Here is a 24,092-nt window from a genome sequence, read left to right as displayed (position 1 = left end):
GCACCACGCAGCAGAACACTGATCAGGAATCGGCGAGAGTGGTGTCGACGCCCGCGTAGGTCGCCCACAGCAGGCAGCAGGCGTTGCTTCCGCCGCCGACGTTGTCGAGCTGGAAGAAGTAGTCCGACTCCTGCGGCAGGCCGTTGTACTCGCCCCGGCTCGCGTAGGACGTGCCGTTGAAGCAGTTGGTGAAGGTCTTCTCACCGTAGAAGTCGTTGTCCGACAGGGCGTCGTAGTCCCACAGCTCGACCCCGGTGGTCTTGCTGCCGCCCTGCACGGTGCAACCCTTGAAGATGATCTCCGAGTAGCTCTCGTCCGCCCAGTAGCGGGACTGCCCGTTGCTCCCGCCGCCGTCCGTCCACCCGCTGATGCTGCTCGACCAGTTGGCCGAGGCACCAGGGGCCAACGCGAGGGTGAAGGCTGACGCCATCGCGACCACGGCGGATACGCGCTTGGAGGATCTGCCCGACATGCGGGAACTCCGAATCTCCCACCCGATGCGGCCCCCCCATGAGGCCTGTCCACATCCGGCGAGGCGTGGAAGCTATCGAACAGATGATCTTTAAGTCAATGTGCCGTAAAGATCTTGTGCCTCTGATCGCCGATCTGAGCTGACCAGGTGCAGGGTGTGGAGGCCTTCACGGAGGCGGTGATCCGGGTGGTCGGGCACTGGGGTCGCGAAGGAACCTCCAGGTCACGCGGGTGGCGACGGCCTTCTCGACGAGCGGGCGAATCTTCGCGGAGGAGCGACCGCGGCAGGCGGCCCAGATCTCCTGCCGCACCGCCTCCGGCGACAGTGACCGAAGCATTTCGGCCGACCCGCCTTGCAAGAGCTTTCAGCTGCTGGTAGGCGCCCGGCTCCTCTGACCCAACTGCCCATCGGAGAGGGACAGTTACCGCAGGGCGGGCATGGCGGTCGATCACATCGATGGGGACGCCGAAGCCGGCGAGCGGCTCCCGGTACGATGACAGGCGGCTGGCGGCGGTGGCGCAACGGCGACGCAGCAGGTTTAGGTCCTGTGGCCCCTGACCGGGCTTGAGGGTTCGAATCCCTTCCGCCGCACGCAGAGGGGCCGCCCTGCTCGGGCGGCCCCTCCCTTGATGCTCAGCCCAGCAGCTCCCGCACCACCGGCACCAACGCCCGAAACGCCTTCCCCCGATGGCTGATCGCGTTCTTCTCGTCGGGGGTCAGTTCCGCACAGGTGCGGGTCTCGCCCTCCGGCTGGAGGATCGGGTCGTAGCCGAAGCCGCCCGAGCCTGACGGGGTGTGGCGCAGCACTCCCCGTAGCTGCCCCTCGACCACGCGCTCCGTGCCGTCGGGCAGGGCGAGGGCCGCCGCGCAGGCGAAGTGGGCGGCGCGGTGGTCGTCGGCGATGTCGGAGAGCTGGGCGAGGAGCAGGTTCAGGTTGGCCTTGTCGTCACCGTGGCGGCCGGACCAGCGGGCGGAGAAGATGCCCGGGGCGCCGTTGAGGACGTCTACGCACAGGCCCGAGTCGTCGGCGACGGCCGGGATGCCGGTGGCCTGGGCCAGGGCGTGGGCCTTCAGCAGGGCGTTCTCCGCGAAGGTGACGCCCGTTTCCTTGACGTCGGGGATGTCCGGGTAGGCGTCGGCACCGACGAGCTCATGGGGCAGCCCGGCTTCGGCCAGGATCGCCCTGAGTTCGGTGATCTTTCCGGCATTGCGAGTGGCGAGGATCAGGCGGGTCATGGCCCCCAGTATCGCCCCCATGGGGGCGCGGGGAACTGCGCGATCAGCCCCCACGCACCCGCGGTCGGCACACCACAGAAACCCGGCACATGAAAGGCCCGGCCCAGCCGGCGCAGCGTTACGGCGTGCAGACCTTCGTCAGTTCGCCCGCCGCGTCCGTGACCGGGCTGATGTCGGGGGTCTCGTCGCCGTTCTTGATCGACGTGCGGACGTTGTCCACGGCCTTGTTCAGGTCGTCCACGGCCTTGTTGACGTCCGTGTTGTCGGTCTTGTCGCCGATCTCGCCGAGGTTCTTGTCGATGGAGTCGAGGGACTTGTCGAGCTGCGTCGGGTCGCCCGCCGCATTGTCCACGGCCTGCTGGAGTTCCGTGACGCTGTCGGCGATGGCGTCGGCGGTCTGGACGCAGTCCAGCGCCTTGTCGACGGCGGCGCAGCCGGTGGTGAGTCCGGCGGTCAGCGCGACGGCCGCCAGGGTGGCGGCGACGGCTGCGGTGCGGCGTCGGCGGCTCGCGGCCATGGAACGGTCCCTCTCGTCGGTCGGGCCGGTCGGCCCGTGTGGCTGGCCGAGCGCACAGGGATGAGCCGTGCGCCCGTACCTCTTCAGACGCGAGCATGCTCGGCGCGGTTGCCCGCGCCGAGCATCTGCCTTGGTGCGTCCTTTACTTTTCGAGGACGCTATCAAGCGCGGTGCGCTGGTGGGCGGTGAGTTCCGTGCAGCCGGCGACGGCGAGGTCGAGGAGGGCGTTGAGTTCTTCGCGGGCGAAGGGTTCGGCCTCGGCGGTGCCCTGGACCTCGACGAAGCGGCCGTCGCCGGTGCAGACGACGTTCATGTCGGTGTCGGCCTTGACGTCCTCCTCGTAGCAGAGGTCGAGGAGGGGGACGCCGCCGACGATGCCGACGGAGACGGCGGAGACGGTGCCGGTGAGGGGCTGGCGGCCGGCCTTGATGAGCTTCTTGCGCTGGGCCCAGGCGACGGCGTCGGCCAGTGCCACGTAGGCGCCGGTGATGGCCGCTGTGCGCGTGCCGCCGTCGGCCTGGAGGACGTCGCAGTCGAGGACGATCGTGTTCTCGCCGAGTGCCTTGTAGTCGATGACGGCGCGCAGCGAGCGGCCGATGAGCCGGGAGATCTCGTGGGTGCGGCCGCCGATGCGGCCCCTGACGGACTCGCGGTCGCCGCGGGTGTTGGTGGAGCGGGGCAGCATGGAGTATTCGGCGGTGACCCAGCCTTCGCCGCTGCCCTTGCGCCAGCGCGGGACGCCTTCGGTGACGGAGGCGGTGCAGAAGACCTTGGTGTCGCCGAAGGAGACGAGGACGGAGCCTTCGGCGTGCTTGCTCCAGCCACGTTCGATGGTGATCGGGCGGAGCTGCTGGGGGGTGCGGCCGTCGATTCGAGACATGCCGCTGAGCCTAGCCGTAGCCGCGGAAGGGGCCCCTCCCGCGGTGGGGAAGGGCCCCTTGGGGGTCCCGCTCTCTACATGAGGTCTTCGATTTCCGCGGCGATGGGGTCGGCGTCCGTGCCGATGACGACCTGGATGGCGGTGCCCATCTTGACGACGCCGTGGGCGCCGGCGGCCTTCAGGGCGGTTTCGTCGACCTTGGAGGGGTCGATGACCTCGGTCCGCAGCCGGGTGATGCAGCCTTCGACCTCTTCGATGTTGTCGATGCCGCCGAGCCCGGCAACGATCTTCTCAGCCTTGCTGGCCATCTCTGTTCTCCCTGATCCCGAACCGCTCTGTCAGGACTGGTCTACACCACAACTCACCTCTCGACAAAGGGGGTGGAAATCGTGGGTTCCACTCGTTCGGCCTACCGTGCTACAACTGGTCTACACCACTGATTGGTGGAGGTCGCGCGGCGGAGTCCGCGCTCCCCTTTTGAGACGCCGCCGTCCCCCGTCGAACTCTTCCTGGGCGGCGCCGTGCCCCATGGAGGAAGTTCATGTCCACAGACACAGCCGCGTCCGCGAGCCCGAAGAAGGGGACTGCGGTGATGGCGGTCCTGCAGCGTATCGGCCGCAGCCTCATGCTGCCCGTCGCCGTGCTGCCGGCCGCCGCCCTCCTGGTCCGCCTCGGCAACACCGACATGCTGGGGCGGGAGTCGTTCCCCGCCTTCATCACCAAGATCGCGGGCTTCATGGCCGCCGGCGGCAACGCGATCCTGGACAACATGGCGCTGCTGTTCGCCGTGGGCATCGCGATCGGCTTCGCCAAGAAGTCGGACGGCTCCACCGCCCTGGCGGCCGTGGTCGGCTACCTCGTCTTCAAGAACGTGCTCGCGACCTTCACCGACCCCAACCTGCCGCAGGTGGCGACGGCCGTCGACGGCAAGGTCGTCATGGTGGACGCGCCGGTGGACGCCAAGGTGCTCGGCGGCGTGGTGATGGGCCTCGTCGTCGCCCTGCTCTACCAGCGCTTCTACCGCACCAAGCTGCCGGACTGGGCGGGCTTCTTCGGCGGCCGCCGCCTGGTTCCGATCCTGTCCGCCTTCGCGGGCCTGGTCATCGGCATCGTCTTCGGTTACATCTGGCCGGTCCTCGGCACGGCGCTGCACAACGTCGGCGAGTGGCTGGTCGGCTCCGGAGCCGTCGGCGCGGGCATCTTCGGTGTCGCCAACCGCGCGCTGATCCCGATCGGCATGCACCACCTGCTGAACTCCTTCCCCTGGCTCCAGGCCGGCACGTACGAGGGCAAGAGCGGCGACATCGCCCGGTTCCTGGCCGGTGACCCGAGCGCCGGACAGTTCATGACCGGCTTCTTCCCGATCATGATGTTCGCCCTTCCCGCCGCCTGCCTCGCCATCGTGCACTGCGCCCGGCCCGAGCGCCGCAAGGTCGTCGGCGGCATGATGTTCTCGCTCGCGCTGACCTCGTTCGTCACCGGTGTCACCGAGCCGATCGAGTTCACGTTCATGTTCATCGCCCCGGTGCTGTACGCGATCCACGCCGTGCTCACGGGTGTCTCGATGGCGCTGACCTGGGCGCTGGGGATGAAGGACGGCTTCGGCTTCTCGGCCGGCGCGGTGGACTTCTTCCTGAACCTGGGCATCGCGACCAACCCGTGGGGCCTGGCCCTGGTGGGCCTGTGCTTCGCGGCGGTCTACTACGTGGTCTTCCGCTTCGCGATCACCAAGTTCAACCTGCCGACGCCGGGCCGCGAGTCCGACGAGGAAATCGCCGAACTGCAGAAGGCCGAGGCGAAGTAGCGCACGGCACGACGAAGGCCCCGGAACCGGCTGGTTCCGGGGCCTTGCACGTGTAGATCTCAGATCTCGTACGTTTGCCTCGGTGCCGCGAGGTCGACCGGTCCGTCGTACACCGCGCGGGCGTCGACCAGGTTGACCTGGGGGTCCGTCCACGGCGGGATGTGGGTGAGGACCACGTGCCGGGCACCTGCCCGGGCGGCCGTCTCGCCCGCCTCGCGGCCGTTGAGGTGCAGGTCGGGGATGTTCTCCTTGCCGTGCGTGAACGCCGCCTCGCACAGGAACAGGTCGGCGTCCCGGGCGAGTTCGTCCAGGGCCGGGGAGATACCCGTGTCGCCGGAGTACGTCAGCACCTTGCCGTCGTGTTCGATGCGGATGCCGTACGCCTCCACGGGGTGGGCCACCCGCTCGGTGTGCACCGTGAAGGGGCCGATCTCGAAGGTGGACGGCTTGACCGTGTGGAAGTCGAAGACCTCGCTCATGGAGGAGGCGGAGGGGGTGTCCGCGTAGGCGGTGGTCAGCCGGTTTTCGGTGCCCTCGGGTCCGTAGACCGGGAGCGGGTCGCACCGGCCGCCGTCGTGCCGGTAGTAGCGCGCGACGAAGTACGCGCACATGTCGATGCAGTGGTCGGCGTGCAGATGGCTGAGGAAGATCGCGTCGAGGTCGTAGAGACCGCAGTGGCGCTGCAGCTCGCCCAGGGCACCGTTGCCCATGTCGAGAAGCAGCCGGAAGCCGTCGGCCTCGACGAGGTAGCTCGAGCAGGCCGATTCCGCGGACGGGAACGACCCCGAGCAGCCGACGACGGTGAGCTTCATGAAGCAGAAACCTCCGCTGGCGGGAAAGTCTGTGTAAGGGGCGTAGGGGGTCGTGCGGTTTGTCGAGCGTAAGGCGCAAAACCTCCGGTAGCTCCTCCGCCAAGGGCTGTTGTGGGCGAACTCACCTGTGGTGTCACCGGTTCGGGCGGCAGGGCCGGGCGTGATCCTTGCGAGGGAGGGCGCATGGGAGGGATGGCGCCGGTAACGTCTCAGTATGGACACGTCCTGGTGGCTGGCGCTCGCCGCGGTGGTACTGCTCGCGCTCGTCGCCACGCTCGTCGACGGCTGGGGGCGCCGGTCGTCGGCGCGGCGGGGCAGGCGGGCGGCACCGGCCACCGCGGTGGCGGGTCTGCCGCAGCCCGCGGAGATCTGGTGGGCGGACGTGCCCTACGAGGACGAGGCGCGTACGAAGGATCGGCCGTGTCTGGTGCTGGCGGTGCGCGGGGAACGGGCGACCGTCGCGAAGATCACCACACGGTTCCGGCACGAGCGGGGCGGGGTCATCCCGCTGCCGCCGGGTTCGGTGGGTGACGCCAGGGGCCGGGCGAGCTTCCTGGAGACGGACGAGCTGCGGGAGGTCCCGGTGTGGGGCTTCCGGCGCCGGGTCGGGGTGGTGGATCCGGCGCTGTGGGACCGGGTGCGGTACCTGGCGGGGTAAGACGCGGGAAGGGCCGGAGCGCGATGGCTCCGGCCCTTCCTGTCGGTGTGCGCTACGCCCAGAGCTGCCCCTGGAGCGTGTCGATGGCCTCCTCCGTCGTGGCCGCCGTGTAGACGCCCGTTGACAGGTACTTCCAGCCGCCGTCGGCGACGACGAAGACGATGTCGGCCTGCTCACCGGCCTTCACGGCCTTGCGGCCCACGCCGAGCGCGGCGTGCAGCGCGGCGCCCGTCGAGACGCCGGCGAAGATGCCCTCCTGCTGGAGCAACTCCCGGGTACGGGTGACCGCGTCGGCCGAGCCGACCGAGAAGCGGCTGGTGAGGACGGACGCGTCGTACAGCTCGGGGACGAAGCCCTCGTCGAGGTTGCGCAGGCCGTAGACCAGGTCGTCGTAGCGCGGTTCGGCCGCGACGATCTGGACGTCCGGCTTGTGCTCGCGCAGGAAGCGGCCCACGCCCATGAGCGTGCCCGTGGTGCCGAGGCCCGCCACGAAGTGGGTGACGGAGGGCAGATCGGCGAGGATCTCCGGGCCCGTCGTCGCGTAGTGGGCGCCCGCGTTGTCCGGGTTGCCGTACTGGTAGAGCATCACCCAGTCCGGGTGCTCGGCGGAGAGTTCCTTGGCGACACGCACGGCGGTGTTGGAGCCGCCGGCGGCCGGGGAGGAGATGATCTCGGCGCCCCACATGGCCAGCAGGTCGCGGCGCTCCTGGGAGGTGTTCTCCGGCATCACGCAGACGATGCGGTAGCCCTTGAGCTTGGCCGCCATGGCCAGCGAGATGCCGGTGTTGCCCGAGGTGGGCTCCAGGATCGTGCAGCCCGGGGTCAGGCGGCCGTCCTTCTCCGCCTGTTCGATCATGTGCAGGGCCGGACGGTCCTTGACCGAGCCGGTCGGGTTGCGGTCCTCCAGCTTCGCCCAGACGCGGACGTCGGGGGACGGCGACAGCCGCGGCAGGCGCACCAGGGGGGTGTTGCCTACCGCGGCCAGGGGTGAGTCGTAGCGCATCGGTGATCAGACCATGCCGCCGGCCACGGCCGGCAGGATCGTGACGTTGTCGCCGTCCGACAGCTTGGTGTTGATGCCGTCGAGGAAGCGGACGTCCTCGTCGTTCAGGTACACGTTGACGAAGCGGCGGAGCTGGTCGCCGTCGACGATGCGGGCCCGGATGCCCGGGTGCCGGGTCTCGAGGTCGTTGAAGAGCTCGGCGAGGGTGTCTCCCTTGCCCTCCACCGCCTTCTGACCGTCGGTGTACGTGCGGAGGATGGTCGGGATGCGGACCTCGATGGCCATGGCTTCAGGGCTCCTGTCGGGAGTAGTCAGTCGGGGCGCGCGGCAGCGCAGGAACGGCGGGGTGGTGCGTGAGTGCGGCGCCGCGGCTCACGGCCGTACGGCGGCAGGTACCCGCGTCAACAGATGGCGCTGGCGAGCCTGCACAGGTCGACGTGCAGCCGCGCCACGAGCAGCTCGCCCGGCGTCTTGTCGCTCACGTCGTGGAAAACCATGGGGTCATCGTATCGATTCCCGGTCCGGGTTCTGGAATGTGATCCCACATCGCGGACGCTTTCCGGCCGGGGAGTGAGACCGTGCTGTTCAGGCCCGTTCAGTAGGCCTCGACGACCGTCACTTCCTCCTCCGTGACCTCGCCCTCGACGATACGGAACGAGCGGAACTGGAACTCGCCGGCCCCGTCGGTGTCGGCGGTGGAGACGAGGACGTAGTGGGCGCCCGGCTCGTTCGCGTAGGAGATGTCGGTGCGGGAGGGGTAGGCCTCGGTCGCCGTGTGGGAGTGGTAGATGACCACCGGCTCCTCGTCGCGGTCGTCCATCTCGCGGTAGAGCTTGAGCAGATCGCCGGAGTCGAACTCGTAGAACGTGGGCGACATGGCCGCGTTCAGCATCGGGATGAAGCGCTCGGGGCGGTCCGAGCCCTCGGGGCCCGCGATCACGCCGCACGCCTCGTCGGGGTGGTCCTTGCGCGCGTGGGCGACGATCTGGTCGACGAGGGCCTGGGTGATGGTCAGCATGCTGGTCAGGATAAGCAGAAGGGCCGTTCCGTACCGAGGGTTGGTACGGAACGGCCCATATGCCGGACGCCCTGAGCGGCAGCGGCGGGGAGTGCCACGAGTACCCCCCGCCGCTGGGCGTCCGGGGCGGGATGTCAGCCGATCTTTTCGAACTCCGGGTCGCGGCGCTCGGCGATCTGCGGGTTGCGGCTCTTGAGGATCGCCCAGCCGACGCCGAGGGCGACGGCCCAGCCGGCCGCGACGTACAGGCAGATCCGCGCGTCCTTGTCGTACGCGATCATGAAGGTCACGCCGATGAGGAAGAGGAGCGCGACCCAGCTGAACAGCGCTCCGCCGGGGGCGGGGAAGGACGAGGCGCGCAGCCGGCCCGCGTCGACCGCGGCGCGGTAGCGGATGTGGCTGACGAGGATCATCATCCAGGTCCAGATGCCGGCCGCGGTGGCGACGGAGGTGACGTAGAGGAACGCCTTCTCCGGGACGACGTAGTTCAGGACCACGCCGATGCCCATGAGCGCCACGGAGACCGTGATGCCGACGGCGGGCGTCTTGCGGGCGTTGAGCTTGCCGAACGCCTGCGGGGCCTCGCTGTTGGCGGCCAGGTCGCGCAGCATGCGGCCGGTCGAGTACATGCCCGAGTTGCAGGACGACAGGGCCGCGGTGAGCACCACGAAGTTGACGATGCCCGCGGCGAGCGGGATGCCGATCTTGCCGAACGCGTGGACGAAGGGGCTCTCGCCCGCGGAGAACTCGGTCCACTTCACGACGGAGAGGATCACCAGCAGCGCGCCGACGTAGAAGACGATGATGCGCCAGGGCAGCGTGTTGATGGCCTTGGGCAGGGTCTTCTCGGGGTTCTCGGACTCGCCAGCGGTGACGCCGACGAGCTCGACGGCGAGGTAGGCGAACATGACGCCCTGGAGCGTCATCAGGCTGGAGCCGATGCCGTTCGGGAAGAAGCCGTCGTGCGACCAGAGGTTGGAGACGGTGGCGGTGTCACCGGCGTCGGAGAAGCCGAGGGTGAGCACGCCGAGGCCGATGACGATCATGCCGATGATGGCCGTGACCTTGATCATCGAGAACCAGAACTCGACTTCGCCGAAGATCTTGACGGAGATCAGGTTGACGCCGAAGAGGACCACCAGGAACGCCAGGGCGCTGACCCACTGCGGGATCTCCGGGAACCAGAAGTGGATGTAGATCGCGGCGGCCGTGAGCTCGGCCATGCCGGTGACCACCCACATGAGCCAGTACGTCCAGCCCGTGACGAACCCGAAGAACGGGCCGAGGAACTCGCGGGCGTACTCGGCGAAGGAGCCGGAGACGGGCCGGTAGAGGAGCAGCTCGCCCAGTGCCCGCATGATGAAGAAGATGACGACGCCCGCGAGGGCGTACATGAGGATGATGCTGGGGCCGGCCTTGGCGATGTTCGCTCCGGCGCCCATGAACAGGCCGACGCCGATGGCGCCGCCGATGGCGATCATCTGGACCTGGCGGCTGCCGAGTCCGCGCTCGTAGCCCTCTTCGGGGACGTTTTCCGTGTCGACCTGCGCAGAGGTCATGTGTGGTGCGCCTTTCTCCATGCCGACCCGGGCCTGCGTCGGCCTCGGATCGGGTCTCGATCCCCCCGGAATGATGGAGCTGAGCCGGCCCCGGAAGGCCGCTCGTGCCTGGCCGACGGTTGTCGGCTCGGTGGCGCACCCGGCCGGACATTCGGGTGGTGTCGGCCGGGCGGTCGTGAAGATTTATCACGGCCGCAACATTGATCACATGGCTGATTTGTGACGCACCGCACAGGGAGAACCGGACAAAACGCAGCCGAAGACGGCATAGAAGGCGGGTGCGGTGACGCGATCGTTATCCGGATTTGAGTGTCCTCTGAGCGAACACCGATCGGTCACCCGCCGGTCACAAGACCTGCACTGATCAGGGCATAAGCGTTCCGACCAGCGTCTCCTGGAGTCCACCCAGCCAGAGATAGGCCATCACCATCGGCTTGCGCGGGTCCTCGTCCGGGAGGCGGTAGAGGAGGTCGCTGTCCTCCTCGTCGGTGATTTCCAGCCGCGAGCCGATCGCGAGCCGCAGATCGTTCAGAGCGCCCAGCCACTGCTGGGACTCCTCCGGCGACAGCTTCAGCACGGCCCCGCCCTCACCGGCCGAGGCCGAGGAGAGCGCGTCCAGGGAGCGGATCACCGCGAGGGCGCTGTCCCGCTTGCCGGCCCGCAGGTCGTTCTCGGTGTAGCGGCGGAACTCGGAGGAGTACGCCCGCTGCTCCTCGGCGTCATGGGGCGAGGCGGGCTGCTCGGGGTCGCTGTAGGCGTCCGGGAAGAGCCGCTTGAGCACCGGGTCGGCGGGCGGCTCGCTCGGTCCCTCCGCGAACAGCTCGGCGAGCGGGTCGTCGGGGGCGTCCTCGGCGGGGCCGGGGCCGATGAGCTCCAGGAGCTGGACGGCCAGCGACCGGATGATGGAGATCTCGACGTCGTCGAGGGCGACGGCCGCGCCGCCGCCGGGAAGCGGTTCGAAGGTTCCGGGCATGAACGCCTTTTCGCTGCTGGGCGGGCTGCTGGCTACTTGCGGTCCTGCTGGAGAGTGGCCCACAGGCCGTAGCCGTGCATGGCCTGCACGTCGCGCTCCATCTCCTCGCGGCTGCCGCTGGAGACGACCGCCCGGCCCTTGTGGTGGACGTCCATCATGAGCTTGGTGGCCTTGTCCTTGGAGTAGCCGAAATACGTCTGGAAGACGTACGTCACATAGCTCATGAGGTTGACCGGGTCGTTGTGGACGATGGTGACCCAGGGGACGTCCGGCTCGGGGACGGCGAAAACCTCCTCCGCCGACTCGGTGCGTTCGATCTCCAGGGGTGCGGGTGACGTCACATGCCCATGCTGCCACCCGAGGGGGGTAGTCGCACAAACGGGCTTGCGGGCACGGAGTCTTGATGCAAATCGTCAGACTGACGAAATGGGGGTACGATCCTGCCATGAACACAGCGGACCTTGGGCTGCCGGTGAACGTCCCCTCGACGGCGCTCTTCACTGACCAGTACGAGCTGACGATGCTGCGGGCCGCCCTCGCGGCGGGCACGGCCGAGCGGCGGAGCGTGTTCGAGGTCTTCACCCGGCGGCTGCCGAACGGGCGCCGCTACGGCGTCGTGGCGGGCACCGGCCGGGTGCTGGACGCGGTGGAGAACTTCCGCTTCGACCCGGACGTCCTCGGCTTCCTGCGCGAGCGGGAGATCGTGGACGAGCAGACCCTCGAGTGGCTCGCCGGCTACCGCTTCAGCGGGGACATCTGGGGCTACCCCGAGGGCGAGGTGTACTTCCCGGGCTCGCCGATCATGCGGGTCGAGGGCACCTTCGCCGAGTGCGTGATGCTGGAGACGGTGATCCTCTCGATCCTCAACCACGACTCGGCGATCGCCGCGGCGGCCTCGCGGATGTCGTCGGCCGCCGGTGACCGGCCGCTGATCGAGATGGGCGCCCGGCGCACGCACGAGCTGGCGGCGGTGGCGGCCTCCCGGGCCGCGTACGTCGGCGGCTTCGCGACCACCTCGGACCTGGCCGCCGGGTTCCGCTACGGCATCCCGACCGTCGGCACCTCCGCGCACGCCTTCACCCTGCTGCACGACAGCGAGCGGGAGGCCTTCCAGGCCCAGGTGAACACACTGGGCCGGGGCACGACCCTGCTCGTCGACACGTACGACGTCGCCGAGGCCGTACGGACGGCCGTGGAGGTCGCCGGAACCGACCTGGGGGCCGTGCGGATCGACTCCGGCGATCTGCTGCTGGTGGCGCACCGGGTGCGGCAGCAGCTCGACGAGCTGGGCGCGACCGGCACGAAGATCGTCGTGACCTCGGACCTGGACGAGTACGCGATCGCCTCGCTGGCGGCGGCGCCGGTGGACGCGTACGGCGTCGGTACGCAGCTGGTGACCGGCTCCGGGCATCCGACGTCCTCGATGGTCTACAAGCTGGTCGCGCGGGCCGAGTCCACCGACCCGAAGGCACCGCTGGTGCCGGTGGCGAAGAAGTCGACCGGGGGCAAGACGTCGGTGGGCGGGCGCAAGTGGGCCGCGCGGCGGCTGGACGCGTACGGGGTCGCCGAGGCCGAGGTGATCGGCACGGGGCCGGTGCCGCCCGGGCTGGCGGACCGGCAGCTGCTGGTGGAGCTGGTCAAGGGGGGCGAGGTGGTGGCGCGCGAGCCGCTGGACGCGGCGCGCGAGCGGCACACGGCAGCGCGCGCGGGGCTCCCGATGTCGGCCACGCAGCTCTCGCGCGGGGAGCCCGTCCTTCCCACGGAGTACGCGCACGGCGCGTCGGGTAGCTAATTGCGGTGTGCCGCGATGCGCCGACCCGTACCCCTCCCGCCCTCGTCCCCTCTGTCAATAGGCTCGGAAGTGCACCGGCCGGGCTTGCCGACCTCATAGCCGAAGGACACCGATCATGCGCCGCGCCTTGATCGTCGTAGACGTGCAGAACGACTTCTGCGAGGGGGGCAGCCTCGCGGTGGCCGGCGGTGCCGATGTGGCCGCCGCCGTCACGGAGCTGATCGGGCAGGCGGCCGGGTCCGGCTACCAGCACGTCGTGGCCACCCGCGACCACCACATCGCTCCCGGCGGCCACTTCTCCACGAACCCGGACTACGCCCACTCCTGGCCCGCGCACTGCGTCGCGGGCACGGAGGGCGTCGGCTTCCACCCCAACTTCGCCCCCGCGGTCGCCTCCGGCTCGGTCGATGCCGTGTTCGACAAGGGGGCGTACTCGGCGGCGTACAGCGGCTTCGAGGGGGCGGACGAGAACGGCACGAACCTGGCCGACTGGCTCCGCTCCCGCGAGGTGACCGAGGTCGACGTGGTCGGCATCGCCACGGACCACTGCGTCCGCGCCACGGCCCTGGACGCGGCCCGGGAGGGCTTCCGCACCCAGGTCCTCCTGGACCTCACGGCAGGCGTCTCCCAGGAGACCACCGAGCGAGCCCTGGAGGAGCTGCGCGAGGCGGGCGTGGAGCTGTCCGGGAAGCCGGTCGTCCAGTAGGGGCGGCTGAGCCCGCCCCGGGCCGGGGCCCGCCATGGGCTTCGGCCGCCTCGGGCGGCGATGCCCGCCGTCGCCAGCGGTAGGCAGGCGGGCCCCATCGCCACGGGCTCCCGGGCGGGGCGTATCCGGCTGAGCCGGCGGGACGATCACACCGGGCCGAGACCGCCGGCAGGCCCGGGAGCATGTCCCACTGCGTGCCGCCGCTGCGGGCGCCCCGGACGCCGTGGGCCCTGGCGGTGGGATCACGCCGGCTGTCGTCGGACAGCCAGGCGCGAGTGGGCCTGGAACCGGGCTGTGCGGCGGCGGGAGGCCCCCGGCGAGGGCCCCTGGCCGGGGGATCCGGCCAGGCCGGACGGCCTACCCCCCCCCGCTGGGCCCCGGGGCGCATGCGGCTGCGGGCCGGGCCGCAGCGCTCGCATCGGTCCGGGCCTGTCCCGGGAGATCACAGGCCACCGGGCAAGGGGCTATCCGGCTGGGGTCAGTGAGCCGCCAGGCGCCCTGACCCCCGGGAGGCCTTGCCCCACCGGGGGGTCAGCGAGCCGCCAGGCGCCCGGGACCAGTCAGGTCCCGCCACAAGCCGAGCCGCAACCCCCGCAGTACCGGCCCTGGCCTTGGCAGCGGCCCGATCACGCCCGGGCGGCGCGTGTGGGCCCGCTCCCAGGGGGGCGTCGCGGTGTCAGGTCTGGGCTGTCGGGCGTCTCAGGAGGGATCTGATCGGGCGCCACAGCTCCGTGGTGAGGTCCGGGGTCAGGACACCGTTGTCAGGGGCCGTGCGCCATATGAGCCCGTCGGGGTGGTGGAGGACCGCCGTGACCTCGTCGGGGGTCGGCGGCGCGGCGTTGCCCCGCAGGTAGACCGCCCGCAGGCCCAGATTGCGGAGCCTGGTCAGGGCTCGGGCGCGGTTGGCCGAGTGGACTAGCACCCGGACGGAGCCGGGGCCGTCGGCGGCGGGGCTGGGCAGATTCAGTGCCACCACCACCGTGCCGTTCGGCAGCTTGCAGAAGCCTCCTGCGGCCATGCGGTCATCCCCCCGTGTCGGTCGGTGTCAATAAGAGAACCACAGGACGCACCTAAACACGGATCGGCGGTGACCCGCCAGGGGGTCACCGCCGATCATGCTCTGAGCTGGGGAAACGCGTTTTACTTCGCTGCGGGGGCGACCTCGAGCTCGATCGTCGAGCCGTCCTTCGCCTCCTTGGTGATCTTGATCTTCGTGTTGGTGTCAGTGATCTTGACGCCGCCGGTCTTGTTCGTCTCGTCGTAGTAGGTGTTCTTCCGGTCGTTGAAGACCGACACCCCCTTCGACGACTTGATCTTGGTTGCGACGTCCGCGTTGTGCAGCGTGATGCCGTCCGTGCCGTAGAGGCTGAAGGGCGAGTCGTAGGCCTGGATGCGGTTGCGCATCAGCGTGCCGTCGGACCACTTCATGGCCTTCGGGTGCGAGTCGACGGGCAGCAGCAGACCCGTGCCCGGGTGGACGCTGGTGTTGTTGTCCGCCTGGGAGGTGTCCCACTTCCAGATCAACAGGCCGTTCTGGTACGGGTAGTGCTCCACCCAGTCCGGACGGGTCGTGGAGAAGCCGAAGTTGTACGGGCCGACCTTGAGGGTCTTGTCGTACGACACGTACTGGCGGTTCTCGGCGATGTAGTACTGCGCGTAGTCCTTGGTGAAGGACGCGCCCATGCGGGAGAAGCCCTTCGCCGTCCAGGCCGCGTCCGCGGACTCGGCGTCGTCGGAGAAGACGGCGGCACCGTCGGCGGTGACGGTGATGCGGTCGCCCGCGAAGCCCTTCATCGCCAGGCCGCCGTCGGTCTGGTAGCGGAAGCGCAGGTCGATCTTCTTGCCCGCGTAGGCGTCCAGCGGGAACGCCAGCTTCTTGTACGCGTCGACCGTGCCGGTCAGCGCCGGCTTGTCGCTGCCGTCACGCGGGATCGGCGATCCGTCCACCGTGCCGTCCAGGGCGGTCCAGTTGGCGCCGCCGTCGGTCGAGACCTCGGCGTAGAGGTAGTCGTAGTTGGCCTCGATCTCGTACCAGCCGTCGAGGGTCAGCGACGCCGACTTCTTGCCGGTCAGGTCGACGGACCGGGTCAGCGTGTTCTTGAGGTCGTTGCCGCTGCCGCTCCACCACTGGGTGGCGCCCTGGGCCGGGGTGACCAGCTCGGTGGTGACGGCCTTCTTCGGCAGCTCCACCACGAGGCCCTGCTTGTGCTTCGTGTTGTACTCGGCGACGCCCAGCTTGTGCCACGAGTTCGTCGCGGCCTTCGCGGTGTCGTACTTGAGCCAGCCCAGCTGGAGCTTGTCCCAGGCGGTCATGTCGCCGGGCAGGTCACCGATCTCGTTCTTGCCGGTGCCGAGCCAGGAGCCGGAGGACATCAGGGTCCAGAAGCCGGTGGAGTTGTCGCCGCCGCCGGTGGTGTCGTAGTGGTCCGGCAGACCGAGGTCGTGGCCGTACTCGTGGGCGTAGACGCCGAGTCCGCCGTTCTCCGGCTGGACGGTGTAGTCGCCGACCCAGATGCCGGTGTCGCCGATCTTCGCGCCGCCGAGCTTGTTGTCCGCGGGGCCGGTGGCACCGGCGTCGGTGCCGAAGGCGTACCAGCGGTGGGCCCAGATCGCGTCCTCGCCCTGGGCGCCGCCGCCCGCCGACTCGTCCTCACCGGCGTGCACGACCTGGAAGTGGTCGATGTAGCCGTCGGACTCGTTGAAGTCGCCGTCGCCGTCGAAGTCGTAGCGGTCCCACTGGTCGTACTTCTTGACGTCCGCCTTGATCTCGGCGTCGGTCTTGCCGGCCGCCTTCTGCTGGGCGACCCAGGCGTTCAGACCGTCGCTGACGACGTTCCACACGCTCGGGCAGTTGCTGTCGCCGCAGGCGTTGTTGCCGTAACGGGCCTCGTTGTAGGGGACCTTGACCCAGTCGGAGACCTCGCCCTCGACCGAGTAGCGGCCGGAGGACTGCTTCTCGTAGTACTTCTTGACCGACTCGGTGTTCTTGCCGGTGCCGAAGTAGAGGTCCTCGAAGTACTCCTGGTTGTAGTCCGCCCGCCAGGCCGTGGAGTTGTCCTTCTTGCGGTCCGGCTTGGCTATCTTGTTGTGCAGCGGGCCCGGGGTGCCGCCGTACTTGCTGTCGATCTGGTCGCCGAACTCGACCAGGATCGTGAAGATCTTGTCGGTCTTCTCGCGGCCGAGCTCGACGTACTTGCTGTCGCCCTTCTTGCTCTTGAGCTGGACGACCTTGGAGCCTTCACGGTTCTTGACCGTGGACTTGCCGGATATGACCTGGTTCAGGGCCTCCTGGCGCTGAGCCTCCTGGGTCTTGCTCAGCGGGCCTTCGAGGTTGTGCTCGTCGTGCTCCTCCGCCGGGTCGTGCCGGTCCACGGTGGTGGGCCGGGGAGCGGAGGCGTCGTCGGCCTGCGCCACCGCATAGGTGGAGACGGTGGCGGTGGCCGCCGCGAGCGCCACGCCGATGGCGGCCGCTCTGAACGTCCAGGGTCTACTGGTCACTTGAGTTCCTCCCCCGCGTCCGGGCGCGCGGAAGGAAGGGGGCCTGGTCGTGTCAAGGTCCGCGCGCGCGTGATCAACGCGTGTAGTCAAGTGACGACATTTGACTAGAGGTTAAGCAGAAAAGACAGACCTTGACTTGGACAAGTCAAGTGCACTATGCGGAGTCCACGTTCGTTTTACGGACAACCAACCGCATGCCCACCTGGCAGCAGGCGCGCGCATATGTCCACTGGGTGGACGCCATGACCCCGTGCGCCCCCTGTGCTCCGGACCTGTTGATTAGGTCACGCTTACCGGCCGTTCCGCTCGGGCACCCTGCCCGTGAGAATGTCACTTGGCGGAACGCTGGGTAAGCGGCGGAAAGCCAGGCCGACACCCCCGTGGACCCCACTTTCGAGGACATGATGGCCATGCCCCGTCCGACTGCCGCACAGCTCGCCTACGGTTCGTGCACCGTGATCTTCTCGACCCTCGCCATGCTGCTGCTGTCCCAGACGAGTTCGGGTCCGGGAATCGCGATCATCGCCCTCGCGGCGCTCGCCCTCGGGCTGCTGGTCGCCATGACGGTGCCACTGCCCGGCAAACGCCGGACCGCGGTGGAACAGCCCGCCCCCGCCGAACCCCTGCGGGCCTCGGTGCCCGCGCCGGCACCGGCCCCGGAGCCGGTGCGCGAGCGGGCGGCCTCCTGACCGCCCGCTGATCCCTCCGGCTCTCAACCGGTGCTGACCACGACCGTCTTGGCCGCCTTGTCGTGCAGGCCCTGCTTGTAGGGCCGGTCGAAGAAGCTCCAGCCGCCGCAGATCGCGGTCCAGACACAGGCGCAGCAGAAGGCGAACGGGATCCACAGCACCGCGGCACGCAGCAGCGAGTTCTGCACGGAGGGCGTGTCGCCGTTGTCGAGGTTGGCCACGCGCATGTGCAGCAGCTTCTTGCCGAGGGTCTGGCCGGTCCTGGCGGTCAGGACGGTGTCGTAGGCGATGTAGAGGACGGCGGCGACCCCCGACTGCCAGAAGGACTTGCTCACCTCGATGCGGTCGCTGTCCACGTCGTACTCGTTGACGTCGAAGCCCCAGGTGATCAGCCAGACGACGGCACCCACCAGGATCATGTCGAGGATGCGCGCGAGCGTGCGCTTGCCGCTGTCGGCGAGCGGGGGCATTCCGGCGAGGGGGTCGGTGGGGTAGGAGCCGCCGCCGTACGGGTCTCCTCCGCCGTAGGGGCCGCCCCCGGGGCCACCGGAGGGCCCGCCGCCCTGGTACGGCGGGGGTTCGCTGCCGTAGGGCGAGCCCGCGCCCCCACCGGGCGGCTCGTTCGGGGGCTGCTTCCTGAACGGGTCGTCTTCCGGGGGCTGCTGCCCGGAGCCGGGGGGCGGTTCACTGCTCATGGCCCGAGTCGACCGCGAACCCCCCGCCTCCGCATCCGGCAGACGGCCGTCCGAGGTACGGGAGAGACGTGCCGCCGCTCAGCCCGCCACGAAGGTGTGGGCGGCCTTGTCGTGCCAGCACTGGCGCCACGGCTTGTCGAAGAGGCACCAGGCGACGCCGACGATCCCGACGACGAGGAGCCCGGGCACGCTGTAGACCAGCCAGCGGCGCAGGGCGGCGCCGAACTCCGGGGCCTCGTGGCCCTCGATGTCCCGCACCTCGAGCCCCATCAGCTTCTTGCCGAGGGTGCGGCCCCACTTGGCGGTGGGCAGCACCTCGGAGACGACACCGACGAGCAGCAGAACGGCCACGATGATGCCGAGGTAGACCGACGTCGTGCCGTCGAGCAGCCAGACCGTGACGGTCTCGCCGGAGAGCTTGGCCGCGTCGATCTTCTCGTTGACGTGGTCGATGGCCATGGTGCCGAGCGGCACGGCGGCCGCGGCCGTGACGCCCAGGAGGACGACCGTGTCCAGCAGCCGGGCGGCCAGGCGCTTGCCGAGTCCGGCGGGGCGGGCCGCCGCCTGGCGCCGGGCGGCCGCCTGGAACAGGTCCTCGGTCGGCGGCTTCCAGGGCGCGACGGGCTGCTCGTCACCCGTTCCGGCGAGCCGGTGCACCTGCTGGGCCCAGGACGACTGACCGCCGCCGGGGCCCGCGCTGAGGGGAGTGCCTCCCGGCTGGGGTCCGCCGGACTGCGGGGGAACGGTGGGGGCCGCCTGGGGCCCGGACAGCGCCGTCGGGGCGGCCGCGGAGGGCTGGGCACCGACCGCCCCGGCACCGGCCTGTGCCGCGGCGGCCCGGGCGGCGGCCGCCTTGCCGGCGCCGAAGCCGGGCCCTGCCCCGTTGGCGCCGGAACCGGCCGCACCGGGCTGCGCGCCGAAGGCGGGTCCGGCCGGGTTGCCGCCGGAACCGGCCGCACCGGCCTGACCGCCGAACGCGGGTCCCGCCGGGCCGCTGCCGGCGGGACCGAAGCCACCGGCACCCGGCGAGCCGCTGCCGGCCGGCCCGAAGCCGCCGGCTCCCGCACTCCCGTCGGAGGCGGCCGGAGCCCCCGTGCCCTGGCGCGGTGAGACCGCGCGGAACGTCATCGTGCCCTCGTCGGGAGCGTCGGCGGACGGCGCCGCCCCTCCCCCGGACTCCGCGGACTCCCCGGACTTCGTCGGGCGGCGGAAGACGAACGTGCCGCCTGCGGACGCGGCGTCCGCCTCCTGGCCGGCGGAGTCGCCGTCGGACCCGGGGTCGGCGTGCGGCACCCTCGGGTCGGATCCCTGCGCGGCCGCTGTCCCCTGTGCCCCCTGCGGGGCGCCCCACGAGACACGGCGGTCCTGGTCGCCGCCGAAGCCGGACTGGCGGGAGCGGTCGGCGCCCCAGGCGGACGCGGGTTCGGGACGGCTGCCGTGCTGGGCGTCGGCGGCGGACGGCTCCTGGACGGGGTCCGCGGCCGGGTCCTCGTCGAAGAAGTGCGGGCCGGTCTCCTCGACCGCGGCGGCGGAGCCGGACCCCGCACCGGGCGGCGGCGCGAGCGACTCGCCGTCCTTGGGCGCCGGACGGCTGGTGCCCGGCACCCAGGAGGCACCGTTCCAGTACCGGACATATCCGGGAATGGACGGGTCCGGGTAATACCCCTCGCGGGGCCTGTCGTCACCGGGGGCCGGGGTAGGGGCGCTCATGTCCGTCGGTCCCGTATCTGCTCGGGGGTCAACTGGGGGCCTCCACATCTATCAGACGAGCGCAAGCCCCACGGCCGCTCCCACCGGACCCACCCCATTCGAGCACCGATGTGCTACGCGCCGAGAGCCTCTCGCCGGAAAAAACTTTTGGAACCCGCGTAATGCTCCCGCCCCCGCCCGCTCTCTCCTCCCAACCGGCCCTCGGGGCCACCATCAGGAGAAGGGACACCGCCATGCGCACCGTGGTGGAACGCGAACTGGAGCTGAAGCTCGTCCTGTCGCCGGAACGCTGGATCCCGGTACCGGCCCTGCTCGGGTACCGCACCGACGACCCGTACGCCGTCCACGTCACCTTCCACGTCACCTCCGAGCACCCCGTGCACTGGACGTTCGCCCGGGACCTGCTGGTGGAGGGCGTGTTCCGGCCGTGCGGGCAGGGGGACGTGCGGGTCTGGCCGACCCGGGCCGACGGGCGCGGCGTCGTCCTCATGGCGTTGAGTTCACCCGACGGGGACGCCCTGCTGGAGGCGCCGGCGGCCCCGGTGTCGGCCTGGCTGGAGCGCACCCTGCGGGTGGTCCCGCCGGGGACGGAGGGCGAGCAGCTCGGCATCGACGACGGGCTGGCCGAGTTGCTCGCCCAGTGAGAGCGGGCGGGTCAGAACAGCTTGCCCGGGTTGAGGATGCCCAGCGGGTCGAAGGCCTGCTTGACGGCCCGCTGCATCTCCAGCCCGACGGGGCCGATCTCGCGCGCCAGCCACTCCTTCTTCAGGACGCCGACGCCGTGCTCGCCGGTGATGGTGCCGCCGAGTTCCAGGCCGAGGGCCATGATCTCGTCGAAGGACTCGCGGGCGCGCCGGGACTCGTCGGGGTCCGCCGCGTCGAAGCACACGGTCGGGTGGGTGTTGCCGTCGCCCGCGTGGGCGACGACCCCGATGGTGAGCCGGTACTTCTCGGCGATCCGGTCGACCCCTTCGAGCATCTCGGCGAGCCGGGAGCGGGGCACGCACACGTCGTCGATCATCGTCACGCCCTTGACGGCCTCCAGCGCGGTGAGCGACAGCCGCCGCGCCTGGAGCAGCAGTTCGGACTCGGCCACGTCGTCGGCCGGTACGACCTGGGTGGCGCCGGCGGCCTCGCACAGCGCGCCGACCGCGGCGAGGTCGGAGGCCGGGGCGGTGGTGTCGAAGGCGGCCAGGAGCAGTGCTTCCGTGCTCTCGGGCAGGCCCATCTGCGCCAGGTCGTTGACGGCCTTGACCGTCGTACGGTCCATGAGTTCGAGGAGTGACGGGACGTGTCCGCCCTCCATGACGCGGCATACGGCGTCGCAGGCGGCGGCAGCGGAGGAGAACTCGGCGGCCAGCACCAGCTGCTCGGGCGGCTTGGGGCGCAGCCCGAGGACGGCGCGTACGACGATGCCGAGCGAGCCCTCGGAGCCGACGAACAGCCGGGTGAGGTCGTAGCCGGCGACGCCCTTGGCGGTGCGGCGGCCGGTGGACATGAGCCGCCCGTCGGCCAGCACCACGTCCAGTCCGAGGACGTACTCGGCGGTCACGCCGTACTTCACGCAGCACAGGCCGCCCGAGGCCGTGCCGATGTTGCCGCCGATGGTGCACATCTCCCAGCTGGAGGGGTCCGGCGGGTAGTACAGGCCGTGTTCGCCGACGGCCCGGGACAGGGCGGCGTTGATCACGCCGGGCTCGACGACGGCGATGCGGTCGACCGGGTTGATCTCCAGGATCCGGTCCATTTTCGTCAGGGAGAGCACGACGCAGCCGTCGGAGGCGTTGGCGGCTCCTGACAGTCCGGTGCGGGCGCCCTGCGGGACCACCGGGACGCGCAGGGCGGTGGCGGTGCGCATGACGTGCTGGACCTGCTCGACCGTGCGGGGCAGCACCACCACGGCCGGGGTGCCGGCCGGGCAGAAGCTCGCCATGTCGTTGGCGTAGGAGGCCGTGACGTCGGAGTCGGTGAGGACCGCCTCGGCGGGGAGGCCGTCGAGCAGGAGGTCGACCAGGTCGCCGGTCGTTTCGGCGTCCTCGGGGCTGCGCGCTTCGATACGGCTCATGATCACAGGTTCGCACCCGGGGCCATCGGTGTGAACCCCGTCTGCGGCACCCTTCGCCTGCCCGGGTGTGGTCGTCGTACTGACGCACAGTGAGCGCCATGGAGAACCATCAGGAGGGCCCGGAGCGACAGGAGAGCAGGAGTTCGAAAAGCCCCTTTCGCCATCGGCGGGTGCGTGCTCGGCACGTGCTGATCGGCTCCGTCGCGGGATGTGCCGTGCTCGGCGGGGTGCTGGTGCTGCTGCCGTGGGACCGGCCCGCCCCGCCGGCTCCGCCGTCTCCGGGGGCACAGGCCATGGCGGCGGTGTCCGGCGGGGTGCCGGCCGCGCTGCCCGGCCTGGCGGAGCTGATCGACGAGCGGGAGAAGCGGGTGCGGACACACCCGAAGGACGCGCGGTCCTGGGCGGTGCTCGGTGCCGCCTATGTGGAGCAGGGCCGGCGGCTGGCGGACCCGGCCTACTACCCGCGGGCCGAGAAGGCGCTGCGTACGTCGCTCAAGGCGCGGCCGAAGCGGAACACCCGTGCCCTGAGCGCTCTCGCAGCGCTGGCCAACGCCCGCCGGGACTTTCCCGCCGCACGCCAGTGGGGTGAGGCGGCGCTGAAGCTCCAGCCGCGGCGCTGGACGACGTATCCGCCGCTCATCGACGCCTACACCGGGCTGGGCGAGCACCAGGCGGCCGAGCGGATGCTGGAGCGGCTGACGGAGCTGCGCTCCGGGCCTGCCGTGCTGGCGCGGGCCGCCGCCGTCTACCGGGACCGCGGCCGGCGGGAGGACGCGGCGGCCTCGCTTGCGGACGCGGCGGCGGGCGCGCACGCCCCGGCCGAGCGGGCGGCCTATCTGGAGCGGGCCGGGCAGCTGGCCTGGGAGCGCGGGGACCGCGAGGACGCGCTGCGGCACTTCCAGGAGGCGGTGCGTCTCGACCCGGACCAGCGGGCCGCGCAGGCCGGGCAGGGCCGGGCGCTGGCGGCCCTGGGCCGCACGACGGAGGCGCTGAGCGCCTACCGGGTGGCGCTCGCCAAGCAGCCGTGCCCGCAGTACGCCCTGGAGCTGGGCGAGTTGTACGAGTCGCTGGGGATGGCGCACGCGGCCCGGGTGCAGTACGACCTGCTGCGGGAGGGGGTGCGCGGGGCGACCGCGGCCGGGGCCGACGAGGAGCTGGTGCTGGGGCAGTTCGAGGCGGACCACGGCGATGCGGAGGCCGCGGTACGGCGGTTGCGGGAGGAGTGGCGACGGCAGCCGGGGACGGCGGTGGCCGACGCGCTGGGGTGGGCGCTGCACCGGGCCGGGGAACACGAGGAGGCGCTGGTGTTCGCGCTGCGGGCGACGGAGGAGAAGCACTCGGGCGGGGTGCGCAGCGCGTCGTACATGTACCACCGCGGCATGATCGAGCGGGAGCTGGAACGGTACGGCCCGGCGCGGCGGCACCTCGCGGAGGCGCTGCGGATCAACCCGCACTTCTCACCGTTGCACGCGCCCACGGCGCGGGCGGCGAGGGAGGCGCTGGGGGAACCGCCGGACACCGAGGTGCCGGTGATGGACGGGGACTGAGCCGGGCGTTGAGGCGGAGCTGGTTCGCCGGGCGGGCGCCCGGCCCCTACGGGTGTCCGGGGCCGAGGCGAAGCGCGCACCCTGCGGGTGTCCGGGGTCGAGGTGAAGCCCAGACCCTGCGGGTGCCCGGGGCCGAGACGAAGCCCAGACTGGGCAGGCGCACGGGGGCGAGGCGGAGCCCAGACCCTGCGGGTGCCCAGGGCCAAGGCGCAGCCCAGACCGGCCAGGTGCCCAGGGCCAAGGCGCAGCCCAGACCGGGCAGGCGCCGAGGGCCGAGGCGGCGCCCAGACCCTGCCGGTGCCCCGGGCCGAGGCGAAGCCCAGACGGGGCAGGCGCACGGGACCGAGGCGAAGCCCAGACCGTCCGGGCGCCCGGTTCGTCCGGGCGCCCGGGTCGTCCGCGTGCCCGGGTCGTCCGCGTGCCCGGGTCGTCCGCGTGCCCGGGTCGTCCGCGTGCCC

Annotated in this window: 25 protein-coding genes and 1 tRNA gene; 8 read left to right on the top strand and 18 right to left on the bottom strand. The window is 70.7% G+C overall.

Features of this window, described 5'->3' with window-relative positions; all coding sequences use genetic code 11:
• Positions 1-22: 22 nt before the first annotated feature.
• Positions 23-472, bottom strand: a complete 450-nt coding sequence (locus ACWIF2_RS33095; RefSeq protein ID WP_454364580.1) for a hypothetical protein — start codon at positions 470-472, stop codon at positions 23-25.
• A gap of 507 nt (positions 473-979) precedes the next feature.
• Here ACWIF2_RS33095 and ACWIF2_RS33090 point away from each other — a divergent pair.
• Positions 980-1,063, top strand: a tRNA-Leu gene (locus ACWIF2_RS33090).
• A gap of 42 nt (positions 1,064-1,105) precedes the next feature.
• Here the strand turns inward: ACWIF2_RS33090 and rdgB are convergent.
• The 4 genes from rdgB to ACWIF2_RS33070 form a co-directional block, all read right to left on the bottom strand.
• Positions 1,106-1,708, bottom strand: coding sequence for an RdgB/HAM1 family non-canonical purine NTP pyrophosphatase (rdgB, locus tag ACWIF2_RS33085; RefSeq protein ID WP_454364579.1), 603 nt, complete (start codon positions 1,706-1,708; stop codon positions 1,106-1,108).
• A gap of 118 nt (positions 1,709-1,826) precedes the next feature.
• A complete protein-coding gene (locus ACWIF2_RS33080) occupies positions 1,827-2,225 on the bottom strand; it encodes a hypothetical protein (protein WP_454364578.1) in 399 nt (132 codons plus the stop codon).
• A 142-nt stretch (positions 2,226-2,367) separates the two neighbouring features.
• Positions 2,368-3,105 carry a ribonuclease PH gene (gene rph / locus ACWIF2_RS33075; protein WP_454364577.1) on the bottom strand — a complete coding sequence of 246 codons (738 nt, stop codon included), beginning with the start codon at positions 3,103-3,105 and terminating at the stop codon, positions 2,368-2,370.
• Positions 3,106-3,179: 74 nt separating this feature from the next.
• Positions 3,180-3,413, bottom strand: coding sequence for a glucose PTS transporter subunit EIIB (locus ACWIF2_RS33070; RefSeq protein ID WP_454364576.1), 234 nt, complete (start codon positions 3,411-3,413; stop codon positions 3,180-3,182).
• A 233-nt stretch (positions 3,414-3,646) separates the two neighbouring features.
• Between ACWIF2_RS33070 and ACWIF2_RS33065 the strand changes: the two genes are divergently transcribed.
• Positions 3,647-4,909, top strand: coding sequence for a PTS transporter subunit EIIC (locus ACWIF2_RS33065; RefSeq protein WP_454364575.1), 1,263 nt, complete (start codon positions 3,647-3,649; stop codon positions 4,907-4,909).
• 59 nt (positions 4,910-4,968) lie between these two features.
• On the opposite strand, the gene ACWIF2_RS33060 is transcribed toward ACWIF2_RS33065, so the two are convergent.
• A complete protein-coding gene (locus tag ACWIF2_RS33060) occupies positions 4,969-5,721 on the bottom strand; it encodes an MBL fold metallo-hydrolase (RefSeq protein WP_454364574.1) in 753 nt (250 codons plus the stop codon).
• A gap of 214 nt (positions 5,722-5,935) precedes the next feature.
• On the opposite strand from ACWIF2_RS33060, the gene ACWIF2_RS33055 reads away from it, so the two are divergent.
• The gene (locus ACWIF2_RS33055; RefSeq protein ID WP_454364573.1) at positions 5,936-6,379 is read left to right on the top strand and encodes a type II toxin-antitoxin system PemK/MazF family toxin; all 444 of its coding nucleotides are present in this window, start codon (positions 5,936-5,938) and stop codon (positions 6,377-6,379) included.
• A gap of 52 nt (positions 6,380-6,431) precedes the next feature.
• Here ACWIF2_RS33055 and ACWIF2_RS33050 read toward each other — a convergent pair whose 3' ends face one another.
• From ACWIF2_RS33050 to clpS, 7 genes are all read right to left on the bottom strand, one after another.
• Complete coding sequence (locus tag ACWIF2_RS33050) at positions 6,432-7,382, bottom strand: PLP-dependent cysteine synthase family protein (protein ID WP_454364572.1); 951 nt, start codon at positions 7,380-7,382, stop codon at positions 6,432-6,434.
• A gap of 6 nt (positions 7,383-7,388) precedes the next feature.
• Positions 7,389-7,667, bottom strand: coding sequence for a MoaD/ThiS family protein (locus ACWIF2_RS33045; protein ID WP_454364571.1), 279 nt, complete (start codon positions 7,665-7,667; stop codon positions 7,389-7,391).
• A gap of 116 nt (positions 7,668-7,783) precedes the next feature.
• The gene (locus ACWIF2_RS33040) at positions 7,784-7,879 is read right to left on the bottom strand and encodes a putative leader peptide (RefSeq protein ID WP_311125941.1); all 96 of its coding nucleotides are present in this window, start codon (positions 7,877-7,879) and stop codon (positions 7,784-7,786) included.
• Positions 7,880-7,977: 98 nt separating this feature from the next.
• Complete coding sequence (locus tag ACWIF2_RS33035; RefSeq protein ID WP_454364570.1) at positions 7,978-8,400, bottom strand: Mov34/MPN/PAD-1 family protein; 423 nt, start codon at positions 8,398-8,400, stop codon at positions 7,978-7,980.
• 134 nt (positions 8,401-8,534) lie between these two features.
• Entirely contained in the window at positions 8,535-9,959 is a 1,425-nt protein-coding gene (locus ACWIF2_RS33030; protein WP_454364569.1) for an amino acid permease, read from the bottom strand.
• A 364-nt stretch (positions 9,960-10,323) separates the two neighbouring features.
• Positions 10,324-10,932, bottom strand: coding sequence for a DUF2017 domain-containing protein (locus ACWIF2_RS33025; protein WP_454364568.1), 609 nt, complete (start codon positions 10,930-10,932; stop codon positions 10,324-10,326).
• Between the two features lie 32 nt (positions 10,933-10,964).
• The gene (gene clpS, locus ACWIF2_RS33020) at positions 10,965-11,273 is read right to left on the bottom strand and encodes an ATP-dependent Clp protease adapter ClpS (RefSeq protein ID WP_382494581.1); all 309 of its coding nucleotides are present in this window, start codon (positions 11,271-11,273) and stop codon (positions 10,965-10,967) included.
• Between the two features lie 104 nt (positions 11,274-11,377).
• Here clpS and ACWIF2_RS33015 point away from each other — a divergent pair, with 104 nt between their 5' ends.
• Positions 11,378-12,724 carry a nicotinate phosphoribosyltransferase gene (locus ACWIF2_RS33015; RefSeq protein ID WP_454364567.1) on the top strand — a complete coding sequence of 449 codons (1,347 nt, stop codon included), beginning with the start codon at positions 11,378-11,380 and terminating at the stop codon, positions 12,722-12,724.
• A gap of 115 nt (positions 12,725-12,839) precedes the next feature.
• Positions 12,840-13,430 (top strand): isochorismatase family protein, encoded by a 591-nt coding sequence (locus ACWIF2_RS33010; RefSeq protein WP_454364566.1) that lies wholly within the window; start codon positions 12,840-12,842, stop codon positions 13,428-13,430.
• Between the two features lie 676 nt (positions 13,431-14,106).
• On the opposite strand, the gene ACWIF2_RS33005 is transcribed toward ACWIF2_RS33010, so the two are convergent.
• Entirely contained in the window at positions 14,107-14,448 is a 342-nt protein-coding gene (locus ACWIF2_RS33005; protein WP_382494589.1) for a hypothetical protein, read from the bottom strand.
• 122 nt (positions 14,449-14,570) lie between these two features.
• Positions 14,571-16,928, bottom strand: a complete 2,358-nt coding sequence (locus tag ACWIF2_RS33000) for an immune inhibitor A domain-containing protein (protein WP_454364565.1) — start codon at positions 16,926-16,928, stop codon at positions 14,571-14,573.
• A gap of 410 nt (positions 16,929-17,338) precedes the next feature.
• Between ACWIF2_RS33000 and ACWIF2_RS32995 the strand changes: the two genes are divergently transcribed.
• A complete protein-coding gene (locus ACWIF2_RS32995; protein WP_382494594.1) occupies positions 17,339-17,617 on the top strand; it encodes a hypothetical protein in 279 nt (92 codons plus the stop codon).
• A 23-nt stretch (positions 17,618-17,640) separates the two neighbouring features.
• Here the strand turns inward: ACWIF2_RS32995 and ACWIF2_RS32990 are convergent, their stop codons facing one another.
• A complete protein-coding gene (locus ACWIF2_RS32990) occupies positions 17,641-18,312 on the bottom strand; it encodes an RDD family protein (protein WP_454364564.1) in 672 nt (223 codons plus the stop codon).
• A 78-nt stretch (positions 18,313-18,390) separates the two neighbouring features.
• Positions 18,391-20,022 (bottom strand): RDD family protein, encoded by a 1,632-nt coding sequence (locus ACWIF2_RS32985; RefSeq protein WP_454364563.1) that lies wholly within the window; start codon positions 20,020-20,022, stop codon positions 18,391-18,393.
• 233 nt (positions 20,023-20,255) lie between these two features.
• Between ACWIF2_RS32985 and ACWIF2_RS32980 the strand changes: the two genes are divergently transcribed.
• Entirely contained in the window at positions 20,256-20,666 is a 411-nt protein-coding gene (locus ACWIF2_RS32980) for an SsgA family sporulation/cell division regulator (protein WP_454364562.1), read from the top strand.
• A gap of 11 nt (positions 20,667-20,677) precedes the next feature.
• Here ACWIF2_RS32980 and ACWIF2_RS32975 read toward each other — a convergent pair whose 3' ends face one another.
• Positions 20,678-22,093 (bottom strand): FAD-binding oxidoreductase, encoded by a 1,416-nt coding sequence (locus tag ACWIF2_RS32975; protein ID WP_454364561.1) that lies wholly within the window; start codon positions 22,091-22,093, stop codon positions 20,678-20,680.
• A 92-nt stretch (positions 22,094-22,185) separates the two neighbouring features.
• On the opposite strand from ACWIF2_RS32975, the gene ACWIF2_RS32970 reads away from it, so the two are divergent.
• Positions 22,186-23,634, top strand: a complete 1,449-nt coding sequence (locus ACWIF2_RS32970; protein ID WP_454364560.1) for a tetratricopeptide repeat protein — start codon at positions 22,186-22,188, stop codon at positions 23,632-23,634.
• Positions 23,635-24,092: the final 458 nt, after the last annotated feature.

The sequence above is a fragment of the Streptomyces sp. NPDC055506 genome (assembly GCF_053643595.1).
Note: the sequence above shows the minus strand (reverse complement) of the source record. Positions and strands in the feature narration are given on the sequence as shown.

Excerpts from the sequence above, each read along its gene's own strand:
- ACWIF2_RS33095 (WP_454364580.1), bottom strand. The coding sequence starts at position 472 with ATGTCGGGCAGATCCTCCAAGCGCGTATCCGCCGTGGTCGCGATGGCG.
- rdgB (WP_454364579.1), bottom strand. The coding sequence starts at position 1,708 with ATGACCCGCCTGATCCTCGCCACTCGCAATGCCGGAAAGATCACCGAA.
- ACWIF2_RS33080 (WP_454364578.1), bottom strand. The coding sequence starts at position 2,225 with ATGGCCGCGAGCCGCCGACGCCGCACCGCAGCCGTCGCCGCCACCCTG.
- rph (WP_454364577.1), bottom strand. The coding sequence starts at position 3,105 with ATGTCTCGAATCGACGGCCGCACCCCCCAGCAGCTCCGCCCGATCACC.
- ACWIF2_RS33070 (WP_454364576.1), bottom strand. The coding sequence starts at position 3,413 with ATGGCCAGCAAGGCTGAGAAGATCGTTGCCGGGCTCGGCGGCATCGAC.
- ACWIF2_RS33065 (WP_454364575.1), top strand. The coding sequence starts at position 3,647 with ATGTCCACAGACACAGCCGCGTCCGCGAGCCCGAAGAAGGGGACTGCG.
- ACWIF2_RS33060 (WP_454364574.1), bottom strand. The coding sequence starts at position 5,721 with ATGAAGCTCACCGTCGTCGGCTGCTCGGGGTCGTTCCCGTCCGCGGAA.
- ACWIF2_RS33055 (WP_454364573.1), top strand. The coding sequence starts at position 5,936 with ATGGACACGTCCTGGTGGCTGGCGCTCGCCGCGGTGGTACTGCTCGCG.
- ACWIF2_RS33050 (WP_454364572.1), bottom strand. The coding sequence starts at position 7,382 with ATGCGCTACGACTCACCCCTGGCCGCGGTAGGCAACACCCCCCTGGTG.
- ACWIF2_RS33045 (WP_454364571.1), bottom strand. The coding sequence starts at position 7,667 with ATGGCCATCGAGGTCCGCATCCCGACCATCCTCCGCACGTACACCGAC.
- ACWIF2_RS33040 (WP_311125941.1), bottom strand. The coding sequence starts at position 7,879 with ATGGTTTTCCACGACGTGAGCGACAAGACGCCGGGCGAGCTGCTCGTG.
- ACWIF2_RS33035 (WP_454364570.1), bottom strand. The coding sequence starts at position 8,400 with ATGCTGACCATCACCCAGGCCCTCGTCGACCAGATCGTCGCCCACGCG.
- ACWIF2_RS33030 (WP_454364569.1), bottom strand. The coding sequence starts at position 9,959 with ATGACCTCTGCGCAGGTCGACACGGAAAACGTCCCCGAAGAGGGCTAC.
- ACWIF2_RS33025 (WP_454364568.1), bottom strand. The coding sequence starts at position 10,932 with ATGCCCGGAACCTTCGAACCGCTTCCCGGCGGCGGCGCGGCCGTCGCC.
- ACWIF2_RS33015 (WP_454364567.1), top strand. The coding sequence starts at position 11,378 with ATGAACACAGCGGACCTTGGGCTGCCGGTGAACGTCCCCTCGACGGCG.
- ACWIF2_RS33010 (WP_454364566.1), top strand. The coding sequence starts at position 12,840 with ATGCGCCGCGCCTTGATCGTCGTAGACGTGCAGAACGACTTCTGCGAG.
- ACWIF2_RS33005 (WP_382494589.1), bottom strand. The coding sequence starts at position 14,448 with ATGGCCGCAGGAGGCTTCTGCAAGCTGCCGAACGGCACGGTGGTGGTG.
- ACWIF2_RS32995 (WP_382494594.1), top strand. The coding sequence starts at position 17,339 with ATGCCCCGTCCGACTGCCGCACAGCTCGCCTACGGTTCGTGCACCGTG.
- ACWIF2_RS32990 (WP_454364564.1), bottom strand. The coding sequence starts at position 18,312 with ATGAGCAGTGAACCGCCCCCCGGCTCCGGGCAGCAGCCCCCGGAAGAC.
- ACWIF2_RS32985 (WP_454364563.1), bottom strand. The coding sequence starts at position 20,022 with ATGAGCGCCCCTACCCCGGCCCCCGGTGACGACAGGCCCCGCGAGGGG.
- ACWIF2_RS32980 (WP_454364562.1), top strand. The coding sequence starts at position 20,256 with ATGCGCACCGTGGTGGAACGCGAACTGGAGCTGAAGCTCGTCCTGTCG.
- ACWIF2_RS32970 (WP_454364560.1), top strand. The coding sequence starts at position 22,186 with ATGGAGAACCATCAGGAGGGCCCGGAGCGACAGGAGAGCAGGAGTTCG.